Raw genomic sequence first — 21,393 nt, 5'->3', positions numbered from 1 at the left:
CCCCTTCACGCATCAGATTTCGCCAATCATCATTGGCCAGCATTGGTCAATACAGGCCCAGGTGACAACCATGCCCGAGCGTTCAGAACTCGCCAACATGATCTTTGGCCGCCTGTCGTGGGAATCCATCCCGCTGCACGAGCCCATCCTCATCGGCACCTTTGCCGTCGTCGTCCTGGGCGGCATCGCCCTGGTGGCACTGCTGACCTACTACCGCGTGTGGGGCTACCTCTGGCACGAATGGTTCACCAGCATCGACCACAAGAAAATCGGCATCATGTACATCGTGCTGGGCATCGTGATGCTGCTGCGCGGCTTTGCCGATGCGGTGATGATGCGGTTGCAGCAGGCCGTGGCGTTTGGCGACAACCTCGGCTACCTGCCGCCGCACCACTATGACCAGATCTTCACGGCACACGGCGTGATCATGATCTTCTTCGTGGCCATGCCGCTGGTCACGGGGCTGATGAACTTCGTGGTGCCGCTGCAGATCGGCGCGCGCGACGTGGCCTTTCCGTTCCTGAACAACTTCAGCTTCTGGATGACCACCGGCGGCGCCATCCTGGTGATGATGTCGCTGTTCGTCGGCGAGTTCGCGCGCACGGGCTGGCTCGCGTATCCGCCGCTGTCCGGCATTCTGCACAGTCCGGACGTGGGCGTCGACTACTACATATGGGCGTTGCAGGTGGCGGGGGTCGGGACGTTGTTATCCGGGATCAACCTGCTCGTCACCATCGTCAAGATGCGCGCGCCGGGCATGACGCTGATGCGCATGCCGATCTTCACCTGGACGTCGCTGTGCACCAACGTGCTGATCATCGCCGCGTTCCCGGTGCTGACCGCCGCCCTGGCGCTGCTGTCGATGGACCGCTACGTCGGCACCAACTTCTTCACCGCGGACCAGGGCGGCAGCGCCATGCTGTACGTGAACCTGATCTGGATCTGGGGCCACCCCGAGGTCTACATCCTGGTGCTGCCGGTGTTCGGCATCTACTCGGAGGTCACGGCCACGTTCTGCCGCAAGCGCCTGTTCGGCTACGCGTCGATGGTGTACGCCACCGTGGTGATTACCGTGCTGTCGTACCTGGTGTGGCTGCACCACTTCTTCACCATGGGGTCGGGCGCCAGCGTGAACTCGTTCTTCGGGATCACGACGATGATCATTTCGATTCCCACCGGGGCGAAGATCTTCAACTGGCTGTTCACGATGTACCACGGCAAGATCAAGTTCGAGGCGCCGATGCTGTGGACGGTGGGCTTCATGGTCACGTTCGTGATCGGCGGCATGACAGGCGTGCTGCTGGCGGTGCCGCCGGCCGACTTCGTGCTGCACAACAGCCTGTTCCTGATCGCCCACTTCCACAACGTGATCATCGGCGGCGTGCTGTTCGGGCTGATGGCCGGCATCTACTACTGGTTCCCGAAGGCGTTCGGCTACCGGCTGGTGGCGTCGTGGGGCAAGGCATCGTTCTGGTTCTGGCTCACCGGCTTCTACTTCGCGTTCATGCCGCTGTACTGGCTGGGCCTGCTCGGTGTGACGCGCCGGGTGAACCATTTCGAGGATCCGTCGCTGCAGATCTGGTTCCTGATTGCCGCGTTCGGCGCGTTCCTGATCGCCTGCGGCATTGCCTGCTTCATCATTCAGCTGGTGGTCAGCTTCATGCGCCGCGAGGAACTGCGCGACACCACCGGCGACCCCTGGGACGGCCGCACGCTGGAATGGTCCACCTCGTCGCCGCCGCCGCAGTACAACTTCGCGTTCACGCCGGTGGTGCATGACACCGATGCCTGGTGGCAGATGAAGCAGTACGGCTACAAGCGGCCGATGGAGGGCTTCATCCCGATCCACATGCCCAAGAACACCGCGGCGGGGATCGTGCTGGCCGCCCTGTGCACGCTGATGGGCTTTGCGCTGATCTGGCACATCTGGTGGCTGGCGGCCGTGTCGTTCGCGGCCACGATCATCGCGGCAATCATCCATACCTTCAACTACAAGCGCGACTACTACATCCCGACCGAAGACGTGGTCCGGACCGAAGCGGCACGCACCCAACTGATGACTGGCCATGGCTGATACGACCCTTCCCCTGCACGCGCACAGCACCTCGGCGGCGGATGACGCACCGCCGGGCGGCTACCAGTTCTATCTGACCGAGGAGCACCACCCGCAAAACGGCACGCTGCTGGGGTTCTGGCTCTATCTGATGAGCGACTGCCTGATTTTCGCCTGCCTGTTCGCCGCCTATGGCGTGCTGGGCCGCGAGTACGCGGGCGGGCCCACCGGCGCCGAGCTGTTCGAGCTGCCGCTGGTGGCGCTGAACACGTCGTTCCTGCTGCTGTCGTCGATCACATATGGCTTTGCCATGCTGCAGATGCAGCAGAACCGTGTGGCGGGGACGCAGATCTGGCTGGCCATCACGGGCGTGTTCGGCGCGGCGTTCCTGTTCGTCGAACTGTACGAGTTCGCGCACCTGATCCACGAGGGCGCCGGCCCCACGCGCAGCGCGTTCCTGACGTCGTTCTTCTCGCTGGTCGGCACGCACGGGCTGCACGTGACGTTCGGCATGGTGTGGCTGATCGTGCTGATGCTGCAGGTGGGCCGCCATGGCCTGATCACGGCCAACAAGCGGCGGCTGATGTGCCTGTCGATGTTCTGGCACTTTCTGGACGTCGTCTGGATCGGCGTCTTTACCTTTGTCTACCTGATGGGAACGCTGCCATGAGCGCGCAAGACCACGCGATGAACGGCCACGACCACGGCCACGGCCATCACGAAGAAGACATCGGGCCTCACGCCACGCTGGGCGGCTACCTGACGGGTTTCGTGCTGTCGGTGTTCCTGACGGCGGTGCCGTTCTGGCTCGTGATGGGCAAGGTGTTCGACAAGTCGTCCACCACGGCCGTGGTGATCCTGCTGATCGGCGCGGTGCAGATCGTCGTCCACATGATCTACTTCCTGCACATGAACGCGAAGTCGGAGGGCGGCTGGAACATGCTGTCGCTGATGTTCACGCTGACGCTGGTGGTGATCACGCTGTCAGGCTCGCTGTGGGTCATGTTCCACCTGAACAGCAACATGATGCCGCAGATGGAGCACGCCCGCGAGGCCGCGCAGTCGGGCGGCACGATCGTGCCGCCCAGGACGAAGTAACGGTTGCCAGGCCTGAAGCGCGGTGCGAAGCCACGCTTCGGGCCTTCGGCTTCAGGCGGCCAGGCGGAAGGTCGCCACGGCTTCCTTGAGCCGCTGGGCCTGCTCTTCGAGCGAGCCGGCGGCCGCCGCGGCCTGTTCCACCAGCGCGGCGTTCTGCTGCGTCACGGTGTCCATCTGCGTGACGGCCTGGTTCACCTGCTCGATGCCTGCGCTCTGCTCGGCCGACGCCGCGCTGATTTCGCCCATGATGTCGGTCACGCGCTTCACGGCGCTGACAATCTCCTCCATGGTCTGACCAGCCTGGGCAACCAGCTCCGATCCGCGCTCGACGCGATCGGCCGAATCCCCGATCAGCGACTTGATTTCCTTGGCGGCCGTGGCGCTGCGCTGCGCCAGGCTGCGCACCTCGCCGGCCACCACGGCAAAGCCGCGACCCTGCTCACCGGCGCGGGCGGCTTCCACGGCCGCATTCAGCGCCAGGATGTTGGTCTGGAACGCGATGCCTTCGATCACGGAAATGATGTCCACGACCTTGCGCGACGACGCGTTGATCTCGTCCATCGTGTGCACGACCTGGCCCACCACATCGCCGCCCTGCGTGGCCACCTCGGACGCATTCACGGCCAGCGCGCTGGCCTGCTTGGCGCTGTCGGCGTTCTGACGCACGATGCTGGTCAGCTCTTCCATGCTCGACGCCGTTTCCTGCAGCGACGACGCCTGTTCCTCGGTACGCTGGGACAGATCGGTGTTGCCCGCGGCAATCTGGCTGGTGCCCGTGGCGATGGCATCGGTGCCGACGCGCACTTCCTTGACGATGCCCAGGATGTTGTCGTTCATCTCGCGCAGCGCGTCCAGCAACTGGCCGGTCTCGTCCGTGCTGTCCACCTCGATGCGGCTGGTCAGGTCGCCCGATGCCACGGTGCGCGCGAAGCCCACGGCGCGATGCAGCGGACGCGTGATGCCGATAGTCAGCCACCAGGCAAACGCCACGCCAATGGCCAGCGAGATCACGCCCAGCGTGATCAGGCCGTTGCGGGCGCTCTCGTAGATGTTGTTGATCTGCACTGCCGTGGCATCGATCGACGCGCGCTGGATATCGAGCAGCTTCTGAATCTCGGCCAGATAGGCATCGCCGGCCGGCACGAACTCCGACTCCAGCACCTTGTTCGCGTCATCGGTCAGGCCTTCGGCCTTGAGCTTGGTGATCTTGTCGCGCGAATCGTTGTACGGGTTGCGCACCACCTGGATCTTCTTGAACGATGCCTTTTCCTCTTCCGTGGACAGGCGCGGCTCGATCTTGTCGCGCAGTTCGGCAATCGCCTTGACCGAATAGGCGGTCTCGGCCGCGAAGAACGCACCCAGCGACGGATCGCTACTGCGCGCCACGGCCGTGGTACGGCGCACGCTTGCATACATCAGTCGATACCAGTCGCTGACCAGACGCTCCTTGGCCAAGGGCTCCTGCATCATCGCGTGCGTACGGCCCGCAACCTCCTGCAGGCGCACGACGCCGAGCACGGTCATGAGCGTAGACAACACCAACACCACGCCAAAGCCGATGCCTAGGCGTACACCAATACCAAGATTTTTCATTGCTTGTACCTGATCCATTGGTTAGTGGCAGGCCGGGTCGCGTGTTGCCCCCGGCCGCTCCTCCTGCGTCAGCCGTACACGTGAATGTACGCACGGACAGACATTGGAAGTCCTAACGGTCTGGCGTAGTCAAACTTGAGCGAAAAATCAGGGAAAACGCGAATTGCGGCCGCAAATTCGCGTTGAAAGCCAACTGTAATGTTGGCGCCTATTTCTGGTGCGAAATGGGCGACGTCGGGCTGAACCAGTATGGCACCAGCGACAGCGCCACGACGGCCACGGCCGAGAAGAAGATGGCCGAGTACGTATTGGCCACGGGCCAGTCGCGCAGATGGCCCACATTGGCGATCAGCCCAAAGCCCCACGATGTCAGCGCCGAGCCCAGAAACACGAACGTGTTGAGCAGGCCCAGCCCGCGCCCGCGCTTGGCCGGCGCAATCAGGGCGCGGCCCTGCGCCATCACCAGCGGATGCAGCATGCCGATGGTCGACAGCAGCGCCATCAGCCCAACGCCAGACGCCACGCCCGTATCGGGCCAGATCGTCAGCACGAGGCCACCCACCATCGACAGGCACGCCCAGCCGCCGATGGTGCGCTTGAGCGTGCTACGCCGCACCAGCACCGGCAGCAGGAACGCCGTGGCAAAACCCGCCAGGCTCAGCAGTGTCAGCGCCACGCCGCGCGTGCCGGGCTGCAGGCCAAACACATCGGCCAGGTACGGCCCGCTCCAGGCGTTGCGGAAACCCGTGCCGGCCGCCATGGCCACGCAAACCGGGATCAGCGTCCACAGCGGCCAATTGCCGAGCAGCTTCACGCTTTCGGCCAGCATCGCGCCCATCGGTGCCTGGCGCGCCTGCGCATGGCCGCTGTCACGCACGTAGCGCCCTACGCCATAGCAGGCCCCCACCATGCACAGCGCCGAAATGGCCAGCGCGGGGCGCCAGCCGAAATGCTGCGAGAACCAGCCCAGCGGTGCCGTGGCGCACAGCGCGCCGATCATGCCCATGGCATTCGAGCGACTGACCACGCGCATGTATTCCCGTTCGGAAAGCTGCTCCGACGCATAGTGCAGCAGCCCCATGAAGACTGGCGCGCAGGCCAGGCCCAGGCCTGCCTGGGCCAGCATGGCCAGCGCACCGCTGGGCGCCAGCACGAAACCCACGGCGGATGCCGCGCCAACGCCAAGCAGCCACGCGGTGGGACGCCCCACGCCATAGCGGTCGAAGGCGATCCCAACCGGAATCTGCGCCACCGCGAACGACAGGAAGAAGCACGACGACAGCGCGCCGAAGCCCGCCGGCGACAGCCCGAAATCATGCTGCAGCTCCGGCGCGATGACCGCCAGGCAACTGCGATAGAACTGGCTCAGGATGAACGCGAACGTGAGCAACGCAATGCCGCGCGCGGCGGTGCTGTTGTCAATATCGGAGGAAGTCTGGGGACGCCGGTCTGCTGCCGGTTCTGTTGCCGGGGGATTCATTGATGCGCGTCGTGGATGGGGCTCGCGGCCTGTTTTTCGCGACCATTCTACGCGGCCGGAACCGCGTCACCCGCCCGCCGGCACGGAAAACGCATAAAAGCGGTCGATCACCGCGCAGCCGCACGGCAAGGTTCCGCCTGGTGAAACCTTCGGGCAGGCCCACGTCGGCACAGGCGGCCCCGCCACAACCAGTGCCAGACCACGCAACGGCCAATGCTTCAGGCGGTGCGCCGACGCTGCACTTCAGCGCGCGGTGCGACCACCGTAATACGTGCCGTTGCGGGGATTCGAAACCATGTAGTGATGATTGCGCGCCCAGCGTTGGGCGGCAAGAAAAGCATCGGGTTCACGCTGACTCCATGCACTGACCATCAGCGGCGAAGCATCTTCCTCGGTATTGAGGTAGACCGCCGCCCGATGCAGTGGGCCCTGGCTGTGGGATCCAGGAATCGTCGTGGTTCGAATCGTCACGCGCATCAGATCAAATCTTGAAGCCCCAGATGCTACAGATTATGCATAACCCGGCATGACATGGGAATGACCGCGCAGGGGTGGGGGTGCGTATGTAGACAGTTCTTTGCCTATGCTGGTCGAATGGCCGCGCCACCCGGGGCTTTCCGGGCAGGCGCGGGTCTTCCCCAGCGTGGCGCGCACGCCACGGATTCGAATTTCAGGAGGCTAGACGATGATGCAATCGTCCACATTGACCCCGGCCAAGGCACTGGCCGAACGCAATCGCGCGCATTTCCCGAACGAAGACGCCGCATACCGCCAGGCCCGCAATGCGCTGCTGGCCGAGGAAATCGAGCTGCGTCGGCATATCGAACGCGTGGCGGAAATGCGCCGCCAGCTGCCCCCGGGCGGCGAAGTGAAGCAAACCTATCAATTCACGGGCGAAAACGGCCCGGTCACGCTCGCCGACCTGTTCGGCGACAAGGACACGCTGGTGGTCTACAGCTACATGTACGGGCCGCAGCGCGAGAGGCCCTGCCCGATGTGTACGTCGCTGATGGCGTCGTGGGAAGGCAAGGTGCCCGACATCGAACAGCGCGTGGCGCTGGCCATGGTGGCGCGCTCGCCGATCAAGCGGCTCAAGGCAGCCAAGGCCGCGCGCGGCTGGACGCAGTTGAAGGTGTACGCCGACACCGATGGCGCTTTCACGCGTGACTATGTGAGCGCGGACGACGCCGACATGCCGGGCTACACCGTCTTTACGCGACGCGACGGCAAGATTCGCCATTTCTACAGCGGCGAGATGAGCGGCGCGATGGCCGACCCGGGCCAGGACCCGCGCGGCGCACCCGACCTCGATCCGCTCTGGACGCTGCTGGACACCACGCCCGAAGGGCGCGGCGCAAGCTGGTATCCGAAGCTTCGGTACGACTGACGGCAGGCCCTTCGCGGGAGCATTGGCGCAGGCGTTGGCAGGCGCAATGGGTACAATGCGCCGTCCCATCGTCTGCCAACCGCCATGCCAAACCCCAACCGGGCCTTCCTGCTCGGCCCGTTGCTGAAAGGTGTTTCCCGTTCGTTCTACCTGACGCTGCGCGTGCTGCCCGCGGGCATGCGCGACCCCGTCGGGCTGGCCTATCTGCTGGCGCGCGCCGCGGACACCATCGCCGATACCTCGCTGATCCCGCCCGCGCAGCGGCTCGACCTGCTGCTGGCGCTGCGCCAGCGCATCAACGGCGCCGACGATGGCGGCGCGCTGGCGCGGCGGCTGGCCGTGGAGGTGGCCGGGCAGCAGACCCTGTCCGACGAGCGGGTGCTGCTCGAATCGATTTCTCCGGCGCTGGACGTGCTGGCGCAGCTTTCGCCATCGGACCGCGCCGCCGTGCAGGGCATCGTCACCACGCTGACCGAAGGCATGGAGTTCGACCTGCAGACCTTCCCCGACGAACGCTCGGGCCAGGTCGCGGCCCTGCCGGCGCTGGCCGATCTGGATCGCTATACATACCTGGTGGCCGGCTGCGTTGGCGAGTTCTGGACCACCATGACCGACGCGCATCTGCCCGGCACCATGAAGGATCCGCTCGACACGATGCGGCGTCGCGGGGTGCGTTTCGGCAAGGGGCTGCAGATGGTGAACGTGCTGCGCGACGTCGGCAAGGACCTGCGCATTGGCCGCTGCTACCTGCCCGCCGAAGTGCTCGACCGCCATGGCCTGACCGTGCCGATGCTGCTCGATCCGACACATTCGCGGCGCGCCCGGCCCCTGCTGCAAGAACTGGTGCGCATGGCGCTCGACCACTTGCGCGAGGCGATGGCCTATACATTCGCCCTGCCGCGCACGGCCATCCGGCTGCGGCTGGCCTGCCTGTGGCCGATCCTGATCGGCCTGGAAACGCTGGCGCTGCTGGTGGAAAACGATGCGTGGCTCGATCCGGCCCGCGTGAGCAAGGTCAATCGCAACAATGTGTATCGCGTGCTGTGGCGCAGTACGGCGCTGGTCATGTCCGACGCGGCGCTGCGCAACTGGATGAACGCCCTCGTCGCCCGCATCGACAAAAGCTTGCGCTGAAGCCCCTGGCTCCGGCATTTCCCGCCTTTTCCCGGCCCCTGTTTTCTCTTATGATGCCGCCCACCATGCCGGCCCGTGGAGAGGAGACTGCTGGCCGGCGAACTCCGCCCGAGGCCTCACAAGGGCCCGGACGCATGTCTTATATGTCCACTCAATCGAATACAAAAGAAGGCGCACACGCGCCCGGGCTGCGCCGCACCCTGCGCGCACGCCATCTGACCATGATCGCCATTGGCGGCTCGATCGGCACCGGCCTGTTCGTGGCATCGGGCGCCACGATCGCGCAGGCCGGCCCCGGCGGGGCGCTGGCGGCCTACATCCTGATCGGCGCCATGGTCTACTTCCTGATGACCAGCCTGGGCGAGCTTGCCGCCTACATGCCGGTGTCGGGATCGTTCGCCACCTACGGCGCCAAGTACGTGGACGAAGGCTTCGGCTTCGCGCTGGGCTGGAACTACTGGTACAACTGGGCCGTGACCATTGCCGTGGAACTGGCGGCCGCGCAGCTCGTCATGCAGTACTGGTTCCCCGACACGCCGGGCGTGCTGTGGAGCGCGCTGTTCCTGGGCCTGATGTTCGCGCTCAACGCGATCTCGGTGCGCGGCTTCGGCGAGGCCGAATACTGGTGCGCGCTGATCAAGGTGGTCACCGTGATCGCCTTTATCGTGATCGGCACGCTGATGATCTTCGGCATCATGCGCGGTGATTTCGCGCATGGGAACGGCTTTGCCAACCTGACCACCGGCGACGCCCCGTTCGTGGGCGGGCTGCCCGCGCTGGTCGGCGTGGCGATGATTGCCGGCTTCTCGTTCCAGGGCACCGAACTGATCGGCGTGGCGGCCGGCGAATCGGCCGATCCCGCCCGGAACATCCCGCGCGCCGTGCGGCAGGTGTTCTGGCGCATCCTGCTGTTCTACGTGCTGGCCATCTTCATCATCGGCGTGCTGATTCCGTACACCGATCCCAGCCTGCTCAAGACCGACGTGGAAACCGTGGGCGTCAGCCCGTTCACGCTGGTGTTCCGTCATGCCGGGCTGGCCTTCGCGGCCGGCGTGATGAACGCGGTGATCCTGACGGCCGTGCTGTCGGCCGGCAACTCTGGCATGTATGCGTCCACCCGGATGCTCTACAACCTGGCCACCGAAGGCCGCGCGCCGCGCGTGTTCGCGCAGCTGACCCGCAACGGCGTGCCGCTGATGGCGCTGCTGGCCACCACGGCCGTGGGCGCGCTGTGCTTCCTGACGTCGATGTTCGAGAGCAAGTCGGTCTACCTGTGGCTGCTGAACCTGTCGGGCATGACCGGCTTCATCGCGTGGCTGGGCATCGCCGTCAGCCACTACCGCTTCCGCAAGGGTTTCGTCGCGCAGGGCCTGGACCTGAACCGCCTGCCGTACCGCTCGCCGTTCTTCCCGTACGGACCGATCTTCGCGTTCGCGCTGTGCATGATCGTGACGCTGGGACAGAACTATCAGGCCTTTACCGACGGCAAGATCGACTGGGCGGCGGTGACTGCCACCTACGTGGGCATTCCGATCTTCCTGCTGATCTGGCTCGGCTATCGCATCGCGCGCAAGTCGCGCTTCGTGCGGTATGCCGAGATGGAGTTCCCACCGCTGCCCGAGCCCCGCCCTGACGCCGCCGCGCGCGGCCTGGCCCCGGCATCCGGTGAATAAGGGCAACACCCCAGGCGCCACCCGGGCGTCATTGACAACACGATAAGAAAAACTCGGCACAACAACCAGGAGTCATCTTGAAGAAGTCCATTCGCACGAGCCTGCTGGCACTGGCCGCCACGGCGGCCCTGCACGCACACGCCGCACCCACGCTGGTCGAATCCGTCCAGGGCTATACGCTGCAGAACGACAAGGTCACCCAGTTCAGCGGCCTGGTGTTCGACCAGGGCAAGGTGCTGGCCACCGGCGACGCCGCCGCGCTGCGCGCAAAGTATCCCGATGCGAAGCGCATCGACGGCCAGGGCAAGACGCTGCTGCCGGGCCTGATCGACGCCCACGGCCACGTGTTCCGCCTGGGCTTCAAGACCACCGAGATCTCGCTGTCGGGCACGAAGGACCTGAATGAGGCGCAGGGCATCATCCGTGCCTACGGCCAGAAGAACCCGCAGCGCAAGTGGCTGCTGGGCTATGGCTGGAACCAGGTGAACTGGAAGCTGGGCCGCTTCCCCACCGCCGCCGAACTCGACGCCGCCGTTTCCGACCGTCCCGCGCGCCTGGTGCGCGTGGACGGCCACGCCGCGTGGCTGAACACCAAGGCGCTGCAGGCGGCCGGCATCACGCGCGACACCAGGGACCCGGCCGGCGGCCGCATCGAGCGCGACGCCAACGGCAACCCGACCGGCGTGCTGGTCGACAAGGCCATGGCGCTGGTCAACGACATCATCCCGCCATACACCGACGACGACCGCCGCGCCGCACTGGCCGCCGCCCTCGCCCACATGAACGCGCTGGGCCTGACCGCGGTCGGCGACGCCGGCGTGACCGTGACCGACGACCGCATCTATCGCGAGTTCGCCGACCAGGGCAAGCTGACCACGCGCATCTACGCGATGATTCGCGACACGGGCGACGACTTCAAGGCGCTGTCCGCCAAGGGCCCCGTGATCGGCTACGGCAACGACCGCTACTACCTGCGCGCCGTCAAGCTTTACGGCGACGGCGCCCTGGGCAGCCGCGGTGCCGCGCTGATGGAGCCGTACACCGACGACCACGCCCACAGCGGCCTGCTGTTCATGAGCGACGCCGCCATGCAGGCCGCCGTGAAGACGGCCATCAAGGCCGGCTACCAGGTCAACGTGCACGCCATCGGCGACAAGACCAACCGCCAGGTGCTGGATGCCATGGAAGTGGCCTACAAGGAAGTGGGCGGCCGCGAACTGCGCAACCGCATTGAGCACGCGCAGGTGGTGTCGATGCCGGACATCCCGCGCTTCAAGAAGCTGGACCTGATCGCGTCGATGCAGCCCACGCACGCCACCAGCGACATGAACATGGCCGAAGACCGCATCGGCCACGACCGCATCAAGGGTGCCTATGCCTGGCAGACCTTCCTGAAGCAGGGCACGGTCATCGCCGGCGGCTCGGACTTCCCGGTGGAATCGGCCAACCCGTTCTATGGCCTGCACGCCGCCGTGACGCGTACCGACCACGAAGGCCGCCCGATCAAGGGCTGGCACCCGGAGGAAGCCATGACGCTGCCCCAGGCATTCCGCGCCTTCACGCTGGACGCCGCCTACGCCGAGCACCAGGAAAAGACGCTCGGCTCGCTCGAAGCCGGCAAGTGGGCCGACTTCATCGTGGTGGACCGCGACCTGTTCAAGGTGCCGGCCGGCGACATCTGGAAGATCCAGGTGCTGGAAACCTGGGTAGCCGGCGAACGCGTGTATGCCAGGGGAGAGCAGTCGGCGCAGCGTTGAGCCGCTGCACGCCCCAAGACAAAGGCCCCGCGATGCGGGGCCTTTGTCTTGGTGGCAACCATGTTACTGCTGTGCCGCCGGCGCCTTCTTGTGCGACGTCGATTTGCCCGACGACTTCTTGGTGGTCTTGCTGTCGGTCAGGGCCGATGCCGTGTTCTGGTTCGCGCCCTGCGTGTACGGGTCGAACTTGTCGCCCGAACGGGCCGTGTCCGGCACGTAGCCTTCCTTGTTGGTGACGCGCGCCGGATCCGGTACGTAGCCGTCCTTGTTCGTGGTGCGCATGTTGTAGTCGTAGCGATCGGCAGGGTTGGCCGGGCCAGCCGCCATTGCCATACCGGGAATGCAAATTGCCACCGCCAATGCCATCGTAAACGCCTTCATCGGGATCTCCCTGCACAAGACTGTTGAGAAAGGAATATCGCGCGGCAAATCCGCACGGACCACAGTCAAGCGTAGACGTCAGGCAACCAAAACGCCATCACCGTCGGCGTATGGCGCGCACGTCACCGTGCGAATCGGCAAAGGGAGGCCTTTTCTGGCACCGACGGACCGGCCAGCCAGCGTCAGGGACGCAACAGGTCGAAGCCGGCCAGCGCCACCACGCCGCTCAGCACGTCGGTCGACATGGCGCCGTCACCGACGATCAGGATTGCGGCGGCCGCCCACGTAGCGGCGCAGAAGAGGTAGAAACGCTTGTTCATGATGCGGGGAATGCTGGATGACCGGCAGCAGGCGCAGTCAGGTGGACGTGAGTATAAACCCTGATAACCCCCACCGCGGGCCCCCTGTAGCCGGGGCGATGCCACGCCAGCAATGCATCACATGGAGCGTGATCAGCCCAGCACCTTGGGCACCGCCGCCACCAGCATCGCCACGCCTGAGCCGGTCAGCAGGGTCAGGACGATGCGCCGGAAGGCGAGGTCGCTGATACCGATATAGACGCGCGTGCCGATCAAGGTCGGAATCAGCATGGCCGGCGCCACGATGGCGAACATCGGCAGCATGTCGCGCGTGATGATGCCCGTGCCCACGTAGACGGCCATCGTCACGATCAGCGCGCCGAGGTTGAAGTTCTGGATCACCACGCGCTGCCTGTCCTTGTCGAAGCCGCGCAGCGTGCACCAGAGCGTGGGGGCAATGCCCGTGAATCCGCCGATGCCACCCATGATGCCGCCGATGACCCCCACGATGCCGTCGGCCGCGCGGCCGCCATGGCGGATCGGTGGAATGCGGGCCGAGAACAGCATGATCGGGCACCAGATCACCAGGATCAAGCCCAGGCACAGCTTGAACAGGTTGACGTCGAGTCGCGGCAGCAGGCTCACGCCGATGGGAATGCCGACGATGCCGCCCAGCAGGAACGGCAGCACCGTGGATAGATGAAACTTGCGCCGCACCGTGAACGCCGCCAGCAACTGGCCGGTGAGTGCGCCGAATACGGACATCGCCGCGGCCATGCGCGGCTCCACGCCCCAGGCCCAGAACGACATCGCCACCATGCCGAAGGCAAATCCGGAAAGCCCCTGGACAAACCCGGCGACGATGGCGCCAAGCGCGACGACGATCAACACGGAATCCATGCGGATCCTCTTCTAGTTATTCTAGTTATGCAGGGTAAGACTCCCCGCTCCCGCCAGGCGGGAGCGGGGCGAAAGCCATCAGCCGCCGATGCCCAGCAGCTCCACTTCAAAGTTCAGCGTGGCGTTGGGCGGGATCGTGCCCGGCACGCCGCGTGCGCCGTAGGCCGTCGAGGCCGGGCAGGTCAGCTTGACCTTGCCGCCCACCTGCATCTTCTGCACGCCTTCGGTCCAGCACGGGATCACGCGGTTCAGCGGGAACGAAATCGGCTGGCCACGCTTGTACGAGCTGTCGAATTCCGTGCCGTCGGTCAGCGTGCCGCGATAGTGAACCTTGACGGTGTCCGACGCCTTGGGCGACGGGCCCGTGCCCTTGGTCACGGTATCGACGACCACGCCCGAAGGCAGCGTTTCGGCGGCGGCGGCCAGACCCGAAGCGGTCAGCGCAACGGCGGCCAGGAGCAGGGAGATTTTCTTCATGAGAGATTCTGTGTCGGGTGACGTGTGTCGTGGGTCCGGTTTTCAGGAGCGGCACCCGGCCCGGCAAGTCGGCGAGGTGCCAGCCGGCAAGTGTACACGCCATGCCGGCCGGCACCCCTATCCCGCGTGATGCAGCGGGACGCCCCGTGCCTACGACACCTGGCCCATCGCCGGGTCGCTGATCGAGTCCTTGCCGGTCTCGATGCGGCCCGCGATACGGCGGCGCAGCGACGGCGCCACGTCGCAACCGATCTCGAAGTCGTACCAGTTGCCGCTGTCGCCCAGCGTCCAGCTCAATTCCCCCACCTGCCCCGGCGCCACGGTCTGCCGCCACGGACCGTCGGTGCGATATGCCCGGGCCGTTGCCACGAACGTGCAGGCCTTGTCGCCGCGGTTGTGCAGCTTGACCTGCAGCGTTGCCGGATCGCACAGCACGTAGCAGACCTGGATATCCACGCCGCCGGCCGCGGCCTGCTCGGACACATCGCCAACGAATTCCCGGTGATAGCCGTTCGGGCCCAGCACCCAGAGGTCGTACCTGCCGTTGTCGGCCGCCACGCTCCACACGCCGTCCAGGCGCTTGCCCGCTTCCACCACGTATCGGCGCGGAATGGCATCGAGGTGCAGCTTGTCGTAGACGTGGAAAGCCGCGCCGGCCGTGCCGCCATTGACAAAGCTCAGCGTCACCGTCCTGGCGCCCGCGTCGATGTGCGACGTGGTGTGCAGTTCGTAGGGCAGCGCACGCGACGGCCGCGTGCCGGTGGTCTGCGGCGGCAGCACGGCGGTGGTCGGCACCGGGATGGCGGCCGATGCCTTCTGCGTCAGCGCCAGGTTGTCGACCGTCACCTTGGTGCTGCGGCCGGCCAGCGTCGGCAGCGGGTTGGTGTTCGGGTTGACGAAGTTGAAGGCCGACGTCAGGTCGCCACACACGGCACGGCGATAGGCGCCGACCTGCGGTTCCTTCACGCCGAAACGCTTTTCCAGGAAGAGCAGCGTCGATGTGTGATCGAACACCTGCGAATTGACCCAGCCGCCACGGCTCCACGGCGACACGATCCACATCGGCACGCGCGGCCCCGGGCCGTAGGGCCTGCCATCGATGGCCGACTGGTTGGCCGTGGCCGGCGTGTAGTTGTGATACTCGAAAGCCATGTCCGCCGCGCTGAGCGTGCTGGCGCCGGCCAGCGACGCATCGGGGTTGCGCGACGGGGCCGAGGGCGGCGGCAGGTGGTCGAAGAAGCCGTCGTTCTCGTCGTAGTTGATCAGCAGCACGGTCTTGCTGAAGACCTCGGGATTGGCGGTCAGCGCGTCCAGCACCTGCTGCACGTACCAGCCGCCCTGCGCCGGGCTCGACGGCCCCGGGTGTTCGCTGTACAGCGACGGCGGGATGATCCACGAAATCTCCGGCAGCGTGCCGTTCTGGATGTCATCGCGGAACGACTGCAGCAGCCCGTCGGGCATGGTATTGCCGAAGCCTTTGGCCAGCGGGCTCAGCGCATCGTCGATGGCCGGATCGTAGGCCGGCGAGACCGCCGGCAGCGCCACCGGACGGCGCGCCGCGGGCATCGACTCCATGGCCGCGCGCCAATGCTGGAAACTCATCATCTCGTTGCAGCCGTAGTTGTCGGCCAGGCTCTGGTAGACCTTCCAGCTCACGCCGGCATCGACCAGGCGGTCGGCATACGTCTTCCACGTCCAGCCCTGCGTCGACGGCCCCACGTCGTTGCCGCCGTTGAACTCGTTGACCATGGCCGCCACGTTCGCGCCGCTCGGGCCGTTCGTGCCGGTCCAGTAGAACAGGCGGTTCGGGATCGTGCCCGTGTGCATCGAGCAGTGATACGCGTCGCACAGCGTGAAGGCATCGGCCAGCGCGCGCTGGAACGGCACCTCGGGGGTGTCGAAGTACGACATCGACAGCCGGTTCTTGGCCACGGGCCAGCGGTTCATGCGGCCGTGGTCCCAGGCGTTCTGCGCATCCGGCCAGGTATGCGGCGTGCTGCCCGCGCGTTGCGCGTTGCCCAGCGAGCCATCCAGCCGGTACGGGGTAATCGTGGCGTTGGTGGCATCGGTCTGGAAGAACGCGTTCTGGCCGTTCGCCAGCGGAATCGCAAAGCGGTCGCCGTAGCCGCGCACGCCCTTGAAGGTGCCGAAGTAGCTGTCGAACGAGCGGTTCTCGAGCATCAGCAGCACGACGTGCTTCACGTCCTGGATCGTGCCGGTGACGTTGTTCGCTTCAATGGCCAGCGCGCGGCGGATGCTGGGCGGGAACGAGGCCAGCGTGGCGGCGGCGGCAGCGGTGCCGAGCGTGTTGCGCAGGAACTTGCGCTTGGATGGGTTGAATGTCATGCCGGGTCGGTGTCTGTGGTGTGGGGGTAGGCGCGGGATTTCTGCTCAGGGCGGATCAGGGGGCCGGCGCGCAGTGCGCCGTGGTGCAGGCGGCCGGCGTGGTGCCGCCATTGCCGCCATTGCCCCCGTTGCCGCCACCCGTGGCGGGCGGCGTCGAATTGTTGTCGTCGCCGCCGCAGGCGCCGAGCATCAGCGCCAGGCACAGGACACCGGCGCCGAGCATCGGCCTGCGCATGCGCGAATGAACAGTGTTTGTGGTTGTCATGGTTCGAGGTCAGAGAATTTCAGGTGACGGTTCGGGCGTCAAATATCCGGATGCCCGCGCACCATCCCGGCCGCCCTTGTCTCCCAATGTCTTGATGTACAAGGCCTACCCCTCCAAAGGAGGGGGGCTGCGGGCGAGAATTGAAGTCTGGACGCTTGTTATGTCAACGATGTGACCAAAGCGATACCGATCGCGCGTTTGAACGAACGTGCTTTGCGAATGAACGTCAAACCGTCGAACAACGAAATGGCGGCGGCTTCGGCAGGCATCGACCGGCTTCGTGCGTCATCCATGCCACAATGCCGACTGGCCAACTACGCAGACGGAGCTTTCGGGATGTATCGCGGGGAACGGTTCAACGGTTACAGTCACCTGGCTGGGGCGGTGCTTTCCGCCGCCGGCATGGCGGTGCTGGTCACCTCGTCGGCGCTCTATCACGACGCCTGGAAGGTGGTCAGCTCCGTGGTCTACGGCACCACGCTGGTGCTGCTCTACACCATTTCCACCGTCTATCACAGCGTGCGCGGGCCGGCCAAGGACATCTTCCGCCGGCTCGACTATTGCGCGATCTACCTGCTGATCGCCGGCAGCTATACGCCGTTTGCGCTGGTCACCTTGCGCGGGCCCTGGGGATGGACGCTGTTCGGCATCAACTGGGGCCTAGCCGCCATTGGCATCGTCCAGGAACTGTGGATCGGCCATCGCACCCGCGTGATATCCCTGTCGATCTACGTCATCATGGGCTGGCTGGTGCTGATCGCCTTCCAGCCGCTTGCAGCGGCATTGCCCACCGCAGGCCTGTACTGGCTGGTGGCCGGCGGCGCGATCTACACCGCCGGCATCGGGTTCTTCCTGTTCGACGAACGCGTGCGCCACTTCCACGGCATCTGGCACCTGTTCGTGCTGGGCGGCAGCATCTGCCAGTTCATCAGCATCCTGCTTTACGTCGACTGACGCATCGATGCCTTATACCTCGGAGATGGCCGCCACCGGCGCGGTCGCTTCCGACACCACCCCCGCCTGCAGCAGCGCGGCAATCTCCGCCTCGCCATAGCCACATTCCGCCAGCAGCGCACACGTATGCTCGCCCAGCCGGGGCGAGGGCCGGTGATACTGCGCAGGCGTTTCCGATAGCTGGATCGGCAGGCCCAGCGTACGGATCGGGCCCGCTTCGGCATGCTGCTGGCGCACCACCATGCCGCGCGCCAGCGTCTGTGGATGGTTCAGCGCCTCGGCGATCGAATGCACGGGACCGGCCGGCACGCCGGCCGCATCGAAGGCATCGAGCCAGTGCGCCGACGGTTGCGTCATCAGGATATTGGCCATCTCGGGCAGCAGCGTGTCGCGGTGCTGCATGCGGTCCGCATTGAGCCGGAAGCGCGGATCGTCGATCCACTCGGGATGCCCCAGCACCTGCGCAATGCGCGCCCAGTTTTTCTCGTTGGCACCGCCGACGATGATATGACCGTCCTGCGTCGGAAACGCCTGGTACGGCGTGGCCAGCACGTGTGCCGAACCGCTGGGCCCCGGCGACTCGCCGGTGGCGAAGTGGATGGCCGCATGCCAGTAGAGCTGCTGCAGCCCGGCCTCGATCAGCGAAGTCTCCACCACCTGCCCGCGCCCGGTCTTCTGGCGGTGCTGGTAGGCGGCCAGGATGCCGAACGCGGCCAGCAGCCCGGCATTGATATCGGCGATGGAATTGCCGGTGCGCAGCGGCGGCCCACCCTCTTCCCCGGTGATGCTCATCAGCCCGGTAAAGCCCTGGGCGATCAGGTCGAAGCCGCCCTTGTCGGCATAGGGGCCGCTGCGCCCATAGCCCGAGATCGCGCAATAGATCAAGCCCGAGTTCTCCTGCGACAGCGTGTCGTAGCCCAGGCCCAGCTTTTCAAGCGTGCCCTTGCGGAAGTTCTCGATCACGACATCGGCGTCGCGCACCATGCGCAGGAACACCTCGCGGCCCTCAGGCTTCTTGAGGTCCAGCGCAATGCCGCGCTTGTTGCGGTTCAGCATCAGGAACGGCGCCGACACACCATTGATGGCTGGCTCCTTGTAGCCCCGCGCGTCGTCGCCGCCGTCGATCTTCTCGATCTTGATCACGTCGGCGCCCAGGTCGGCCAGCATCATGCCGCAGGTGGGGCCGGCCATGATCTGGGCGAGTTCCAGCACACGCAGGCCGGCCAGCGCGCCGGGCTGCATGGAAGTGAAATCGGACATCGGTCTCCTCCGAAACTAGCGGCCGGCGAACTTCGGCGCCTGCTTGGCCAGGAACGCGCGATAGCCGGTGCGGAAATCCTCGGTATCGAAACAGTCGAAAGCGGCATCCAGATCGGCCGCCGACAACGGCTTGCCGTCCGCCAGCTGCCGCGCGAATCGCTTGTGCCAGCGCGCCACCAGCGGCGCGCCCGACGCGATGCGCTCGGCCGTGGCGCGCGCTTCGGCGGCCACCTGGTCATCAGGCACCACGCGCGACACCAGCCCCATCGCATGCGCCTCGTCGGCGCCCACGATGCGGCCCTCGAACAGCAGCTCCAGCGTGCGCGAGGTGCCGATCAGCCGGATCAGCGGCGCCATCTCGGCGTGCGCCATGACCAGGCCCAGGTTCTTGATCGGCGCGCCAAAGCGGCTGCTCACCCCGCAGATGCGGATATCGGCCATCGCCGCCACTTCGAGCCCGCCGCCCACGCAGATGCCGTGGATCTGCGCCACCACCGGATGCGGGCAGTCCTGCATGGCCTGCGCCGTGGCGTGCATCACCGCGCCATAGGCCACGGCCTGCTGCTTGTTGGATCGCGTGGTCTCGAACTCGCCGATGTCGTTGCCCGGCGAGAACGCCTTTTCGCCAGCGCCGCGCACCATCACGCAGCGCACCGAATCGTCGGCGGACAGCGCCCGAAACGCTTCGCCCAGCTGGCGCCACATGTCCAGCGTGAAGGCATTCAGCTTGGCCGGCCGGTTCAGCACGATGGTGGCCACCGCGTCGTCGCGCGTGACCAGCAGCGTGCCCTGTTCGATCAGTCCTTCGCTCATTCCGCGGCTCCTTCATGCGCCGACATCATCTTGCGGCGCTTCGTCTTTTCCAGCAGGCCACCCAACACCGGCCAGACCAGGATCACCACGGCCAGCGCCATGATCGTGCCCACCAGGCCGTTGGACCAGAACACGTTCATCTCGCCCTGCGACATCAGCATGGTCTGCCGGAACGCGTCCTCGGCCCGGTCACCCAGCACCAGCGCCAGCACCAGCGGCGCCAGCGGGTAGTCGAGCTTCTTGAGCACGTAGCCGACCACGCCGAAGATCAGCATCAGCCAGACATCGAACATGGCGTTGTGCACCGTAAACGCGCCGATCGCGCAGACCACCAGGATCAGCGGCGCGATGATCGCGAACGGGATGCGCAGGATGGCGGCGAACAGCGGCACCGTCGACAGCACCACGATCAATCCGGCCAGGTTCCCCAGGTACATGCTGGCGATCAGGCCCCAGACAAAGGTCTTCTGCTCGGTGAACAGCAGCGGCCCCGGCTGCAGGCCCCAGATCATCAGCCCGCCCAGCAGCACCGCCGCGGTGGCCGACCCTGGAATGCCCAGCGCCAGCATCGGCAGCAGCGCGCTGGTGCCCGCGGCATGGGCGGCGCACTCGGGCGCGATCACGCCTTCGACATTGCCTTTGCCGAACGTCTCGCGCTTGCGCGAGAACCGCTTGGCCACGCCGTAGCCCATGAACGATGCGGCCGTGGCGCCGCCCGGCGTCACGCCGAGCCAGCAGCCGATGATCGACGAGCGGATCAGCGTCATCCAGTAGCGCGGCAGTTCGGCCCAGGTCTTCAGCACCACCTTGAGATCGATATTGGCGCGCTTGCCGCGGAAGGCGACACCCTCTTCCATCGTCATCAGGATTTCGCTGATGCCGAACAGGCCGATCACCACCACCAGGAAGTCGAAGCCGCGCAGCAGTTCGGTGGAGCCGAAGGTCATGCGCAGCGTGCCCGACACCGTGTCCATGCCCACCGCAGCCAGCGCGAAGCCGATGCACATCGCGATCACGATCTTGGCCTTGTCCTCCTTGCCCATGCCGATGAAGCTGCAGAACGTCAGGAAATAGACCGCGAAGAATTCCGGTGGCCCGAAGCGCAGCGCGAACCTGGCCACCATCGGCGCCAGGAACGTGATCAGCAGCACGCCGGCCAGCGCGCCCAGGAACGACCCCGTGAATGCCGATGTCAGCGCGCGCCCCGCCTCGCCCTGCTGCGCCAGCGGATAGCCGTCGAACGTGGTGGCCACCGACCAGGCCTCGCCCGGGATGTTGAACAGGATCGACGTGATGGCCCCGCCAAACAGCGCGCCCCAGTAGATGCACGACAGCATGATGATGGCCGACGTGGGTTCCATCGAGAACGTCAGCGGCAGCAGGATGGCCACGCCATTCGGGCCGCCCAGGCCCGGCAGCACGCCCACCACGATGCCGAGCAGGATGCCCACCAGCATCAGCCCGACGTTGTGCCACGACATCGCCACCGCAAAGCCGCCCATCAGTGCATTGAGTTCTTCCAT

The 21,393-nt window shown here is 65.8% G+C and carries 20 protein-coding genes; 8 read left to right on the top strand and 12 right to left on the bottom strand.

The features are described 5' to 3' along the window. Positions 1 to 70 precede the first annotated feature (70 nt). Genes cyoB through cyoD form a run of 3 tightly spaced genes read left to right on the top strand, consistent with a single transcriptional unit; the run spans position 71 to position 3,151 of the window. On the top strand, positions 71 to 2,074 hold the full coding sequence (cyoB, locus tag AC24R4_RS07715; RefSeq protein ID WP_400392216.1) for a cytochrome o ubiquinol oxidase subunit I: 2,004 nt from the start codon (positions 71 to 73) through the stop codon (positions 2,072 to 2,074). Further along, complete coding sequence (cyoC, locus tag AC24R4_RS07710; protein WP_153946958.1) at positions 2,067 to 2,723, top strand: cytochrome o ubiquinol oxidase subunit III; 657 nt, start codon at positions 2,067 to 2,069, stop codon at positions 2,721 to 2,723. Before cyoB ends, cyoC begins: the two co-directional genes overlap by 8 nt. Then, positions 2,720 to 3,151 carry a cytochrome o ubiquinol oxidase subunit IV gene (gene cyoD, locus AC24R4_RS07705; protein ID WP_153946957.1) on the top strand — a complete coding sequence of 144 codons (432 nt, stop codon included), beginning with the start codon at positions 2,720 to 2,722 and terminating at the stop codon, positions 3,149 to 3,151. Before cyoC ends, cyoD begins: the two co-directional genes overlap by 4 nt. A 51-nt stretch (positions 3,152 to 3,202) precedes the next feature. Here cyoD and AC24R4_RS07700 read toward each other — a convergent pair whose 3' ends face one another. From AC24R4_RS07700 to AC24R4_RS07690, 3 genes are all read right to left on the bottom strand, one after another. Next, the gene (locus tag AC24R4_RS07700) at positions 3,203 to 4,744 is read right to left on the bottom strand and encodes a methyl-accepting chemotaxis protein (RefSeq protein WP_400392219.1); all 1,542 of its coding nucleotides are present in this window, start codon (positions 4,742 to 4,744) and stop codon (positions 3,203 to 3,205) included. 208 nt (positions 4,745 to 4,952) lie between these two features. Then, positions 4,953 to 6,224, bottom strand: coding sequence for an MFS transporter (locus AC24R4_RS07695; RefSeq protein ID WP_400392222.1), 1,272 nt, complete (start codon positions 6,222 to 6,224; stop codon positions 4,953 to 4,955). Positions 6,225 to 6,467: 243 nt separating this feature from the next. Next, positions 6,468 to 6,701: a CDP-diacylglycerol pyrophosphatase gene (locus tag AC24R4_RS07690; RefSeq protein WP_082926616.1), complete on the bottom strand. Its 234-nt coding sequence runs from the start codon at positions 6,699 to 6,701 to the stop codon at positions 6,468 to 6,470. A gap of 208 nt (positions 6,702 to 6,909) precedes the next feature. Here AC24R4_RS07690 and AC24R4_RS07685 point away from each other — a divergent pair, with 208 nt between their 5' ends. From AC24R4_RS07685 to AC24R4_RS07670, 4 genes are all read left to right on the top strand, one after another. Continuing rightward, positions 6,910 to 7,611, top strand: a complete 702-nt coding sequence (locus AC24R4_RS07685) for a DUF899 family protein (RefSeq protein WP_400392225.1) — start codon at positions 6,910 to 6,912, stop codon at positions 7,609 to 7,611. An 84-nt stretch (positions 7,612 to 7,695) separates the two neighbouring features. After that, a complete protein-coding gene (locus AC24R4_RS07680; protein ID WP_400392228.1) occupies positions 7,696 to 8,745 on the top strand; it encodes a phytoene/squalene synthase family protein in 1,050 nt (349 codons plus the stop codon). Positions 8,746 to 8,888: 143 nt separating this feature from the next. After that, entirely contained in the window at positions 8,889 to 10,418 is a 1,530-nt protein-coding gene (locus tag AC24R4_RS07675) for an amino acid permease (protein ID WP_400392230.1), read from the top strand. A gap of 77 nt (positions 10,419 to 10,495) precedes the next feature. Beyond that, a complete protein-coding gene (locus AC24R4_RS07670) occupies positions 10,496 to 12,175 on the top strand; it encodes an amidohydrolase (protein WP_400392234.1) in 1,680 nt (559 codons plus the stop codon). A 63-nt stretch (positions 12,176 to 12,238) separates the two neighbouring features. Here the strand turns inward: AC24R4_RS07670 and AC24R4_RS07665 are convergent, their stop codons facing one another. The 6 genes from AC24R4_RS07665 to AC24R4_RS07640 form a co-directional block, all read right to left on the bottom strand. Further along, complete coding sequence (locus AC24R4_RS07665; RefSeq protein ID WP_400392236.1) at positions 12,239 to 12,556, bottom strand: hypothetical protein; 318 nt, start codon at positions 12,554 to 12,556, stop codon at positions 12,239 to 12,241. Positions 12,557 to 12,738: 182 nt separating this feature from the next. Beyond that, complete coding sequence (locus AC24R4_RS07660) at positions 12,739 to 12,876, bottom strand: hypothetical protein (RefSeq protein WP_194946484.1); 138 nt, start codon at positions 12,874 to 12,876, stop codon at positions 12,739 to 12,741. Positions 12,877 to 13,008: 132 nt separating this feature from the next. Next, entirely contained in the window at positions 13,009 to 13,755 is a 747-nt protein-coding gene (locus AC24R4_RS07655) for a sulfite exporter TauE/SafE family protein (protein ID WP_400395735.1), read from the bottom strand. A gap of 78 nt (positions 13,756 to 13,833) precedes the next feature. Continuing rightward, a complete protein-coding gene (locus AC24R4_RS07650) occupies positions 13,834 to 14,232 on the bottom strand; it encodes an FKBP-type peptidyl-prolyl cis-trans isomerase (protein ID WP_066740848.1) in 399 nt (132 codons plus the stop codon). Positions 14,233 to 14,382: 150 nt separating this feature from the next. Continuing rightward, positions 14,383 to 16,578 (bottom strand): phosphocholine-specific phospholipase C, encoded by a 2,196-nt coding sequence (locus AC24R4_RS07645; protein ID WP_400395733.1) that lies wholly within the window; start codon positions 16,576 to 16,578, stop codon positions 14,383 to 14,385. 55 nt (positions 16,579 to 16,633) lie between these two features. Then, the gene (locus AC24R4_RS07640) at positions 16,634 to 16,843 is read right to left on the bottom strand and encodes a hypothetical protein (RefSeq protein ID WP_153946947.1); all 210 of its coding nucleotides are present in this window, start codon (positions 16,841 to 16,843) and stop codon (positions 16,634 to 16,636) included. Between the two features lie 336 nt (positions 16,844 to 17,179). Between AC24R4_RS07640 and trhA the strand changes: the two genes are divergently transcribed. Next, on the top strand, positions 17,180 to 17,797 hold the full coding sequence (gene trhA / locus AC24R4_RS07635; RefSeq protein ID WP_153946946.1) for a PAQR family membrane homeostasis protein TrhA: 618 nt from the start codon (positions 17,180 to 17,182) through the stop codon (positions 17,795 to 17,797). Positions 17,798 to 17,809: 12 nt separating this feature from the next. Here trhA and AC24R4_RS07630 read toward each other — a convergent pair whose 3' ends face one another. From AC24R4_RS07630 to AC24R4_RS07620, 3 genes are read right to left on the bottom strand one after another with little or no spacing between them, the layout of a single operon-like run. Next, positions 17,810 to 19,057, bottom strand: a complete 1,248-nt coding sequence (locus tag AC24R4_RS07630) for a CaiB/BaiF CoA transferase family protein (protein WP_400392359.1) — start codon at positions 19,055 to 19,057, stop codon at positions 17,810 to 17,812. 15 nt (positions 19,058 to 19,072) lie between these two features. Continuing rightward, on the bottom strand, positions 19,073 to 19,870 hold the full coding sequence (locus AC24R4_RS07625) for an enoyl-CoA hydratase/isomerase family protein (RefSeq protein ID WP_400392356.1): 798 nt from the start codon (positions 19,868 to 19,870) through the stop codon (positions 19,073 to 19,075). Further along, positions 19,867 to 21,393 (bottom strand): tripartite tricarboxylate transporter permease, encoded by a 1,527-nt coding sequence (locus tag AC24R4_RS07620; RefSeq protein ID WP_400392353.1) that lies wholly within the window; start codon positions 21,391 to 21,393, stop codon positions 19,867 to 19,869. The genes AC24R4_RS07625 and AC24R4_RS07620 overlap by 4 nt, the downstream gene beginning before the upstream one ends.

The sequence above is a fragment of the Cupriavidus sp. CER-90 genome, assembly GCF_057652055.1.
Note: the sequence above shows the minus strand (reverse complement) of the source record. Positions and strands in the feature narration are given on the sequence as shown.

Coding starts and splice junctions, on each gene's coding strand:
- cyoC (WP_153946958.1), top strand. CDS start 2,067: ATGGCTGATACGACCCTTCCCCTGCACGCGCACAGCACCTCGGCGGCG.
- AC24R4_RS07685 (WP_400392225.1), top strand. CDS start 6,910: ATGATGCAATCGTCCACATTGACCCCGGCCAAGGCACTGGCCGAACGC.
- cyoD (WP_153946957.1), top strand. CDS start 2,720: ATGAGCGCGCAAGACCACGCGATGAACGGCCACGACCACGGCCACGGC.
- AC24R4_RS07630 (WP_400392359.1), bottom strand. CDS start 19,057: ATGTCCGATTTCACTTCCATGCAGCCCGGCGCGCTGGCCGGCCTGCGT.
- AC24R4_RS07650 (WP_066740848.1), bottom strand. CDS start 14,232: ATGAAGAAAATCTCCCTGCTCCTGGCCGCCGTTGCGCTGACCGCTTCG.
- AC24R4_RS07690 (WP_082926616.1), bottom strand. CDS start 6,701: ATGCGCGTGACGATTCGAACCACGACGATTCCTGGATCCCACAGCCAG.
- cyoB (WP_400392216.1), top strand. CDS start 71: ATGCCCGAGCGTTCAGAACTCGCCAACATGATCTTTGGCCGCCTGTCG.
- AC24R4_RS07695 (WP_400392222.1), bottom strand. CDS start 6,224: ATGAATCCCCCGGCAACAGAACCGGCAGCAGACCGGCGTCCCCAGACT.
- AC24R4_RS07675 (WP_400392230.1), top strand. CDS start 8,889: ATGTCCACTCAATCGAATACAAAAGAAGGCGCACACGCGCCCGGGCTG.
- AC24R4_RS07640 (WP_153946947.1), bottom strand. CDS start 16,843: ATGACAACCACAAACACTGTTCATTCGCGCATGCGCAGGCCGATGCTC.
- AC24R4_RS07620 (WP_400392353.1), bottom strand. CDS start 21,393: ATGGAAGAACTCAATGCACTGATGGGCGGCTTTGCGGTGGCGATGTCG.
- AC24R4_RS07645 (WP_400395733.1), bottom strand. CDS start 16,578: ATGACATTCAACCCATCCAAGCGCAAGTTCCTGCGCAACACGCTCGGC.
- trhA (WP_153946946.1), top strand. CDS start 17,180: ATGTATCGCGGGGAACGGTTCAACGGTTACAGTCACCTGGCTGGGGCG.
- AC24R4_RS07665 (WP_400392236.1), bottom strand. CDS start 12,556: ATGAAGGCGTTTACGATGGCATTGGCGGTGGCAATTTGCATTCCCGGT.
- AC24R4_RS07660 (WP_194946484.1), bottom strand. CDS start 12,876: ATGAACAAGCGTTTCTACCTCTTCTGCGCCGCTACGTGGGCGGCCGCC.
- AC24R4_RS07655 (WP_400395735.1), bottom strand. CDS start 13,755: ATGGATTCCGTGTTGATCGTCGTCGCGCTTGGCGCCATCGTCGCCGGG.
- AC24R4_RS07625 (WP_400392356.1), bottom strand. CDS start 19,870: ATGAGCGAAGGACTGATCGAACAGGGCACGCTGCTGGTCACGCGCGAC.
- AC24R4_RS07700 (WP_400392219.1), bottom strand. CDS start 4,744: ATGAAAAATCTTGGTATTGGTGTACGCCTAGGCATCGGCTTTGGCGTG.
- AC24R4_RS07680 (WP_400392228.1), top strand. CDS start 7,696: ATGCCAAACCCCAACCGGGCCTTCCTGCTCGGCCCGTTGCTGAAAGGT.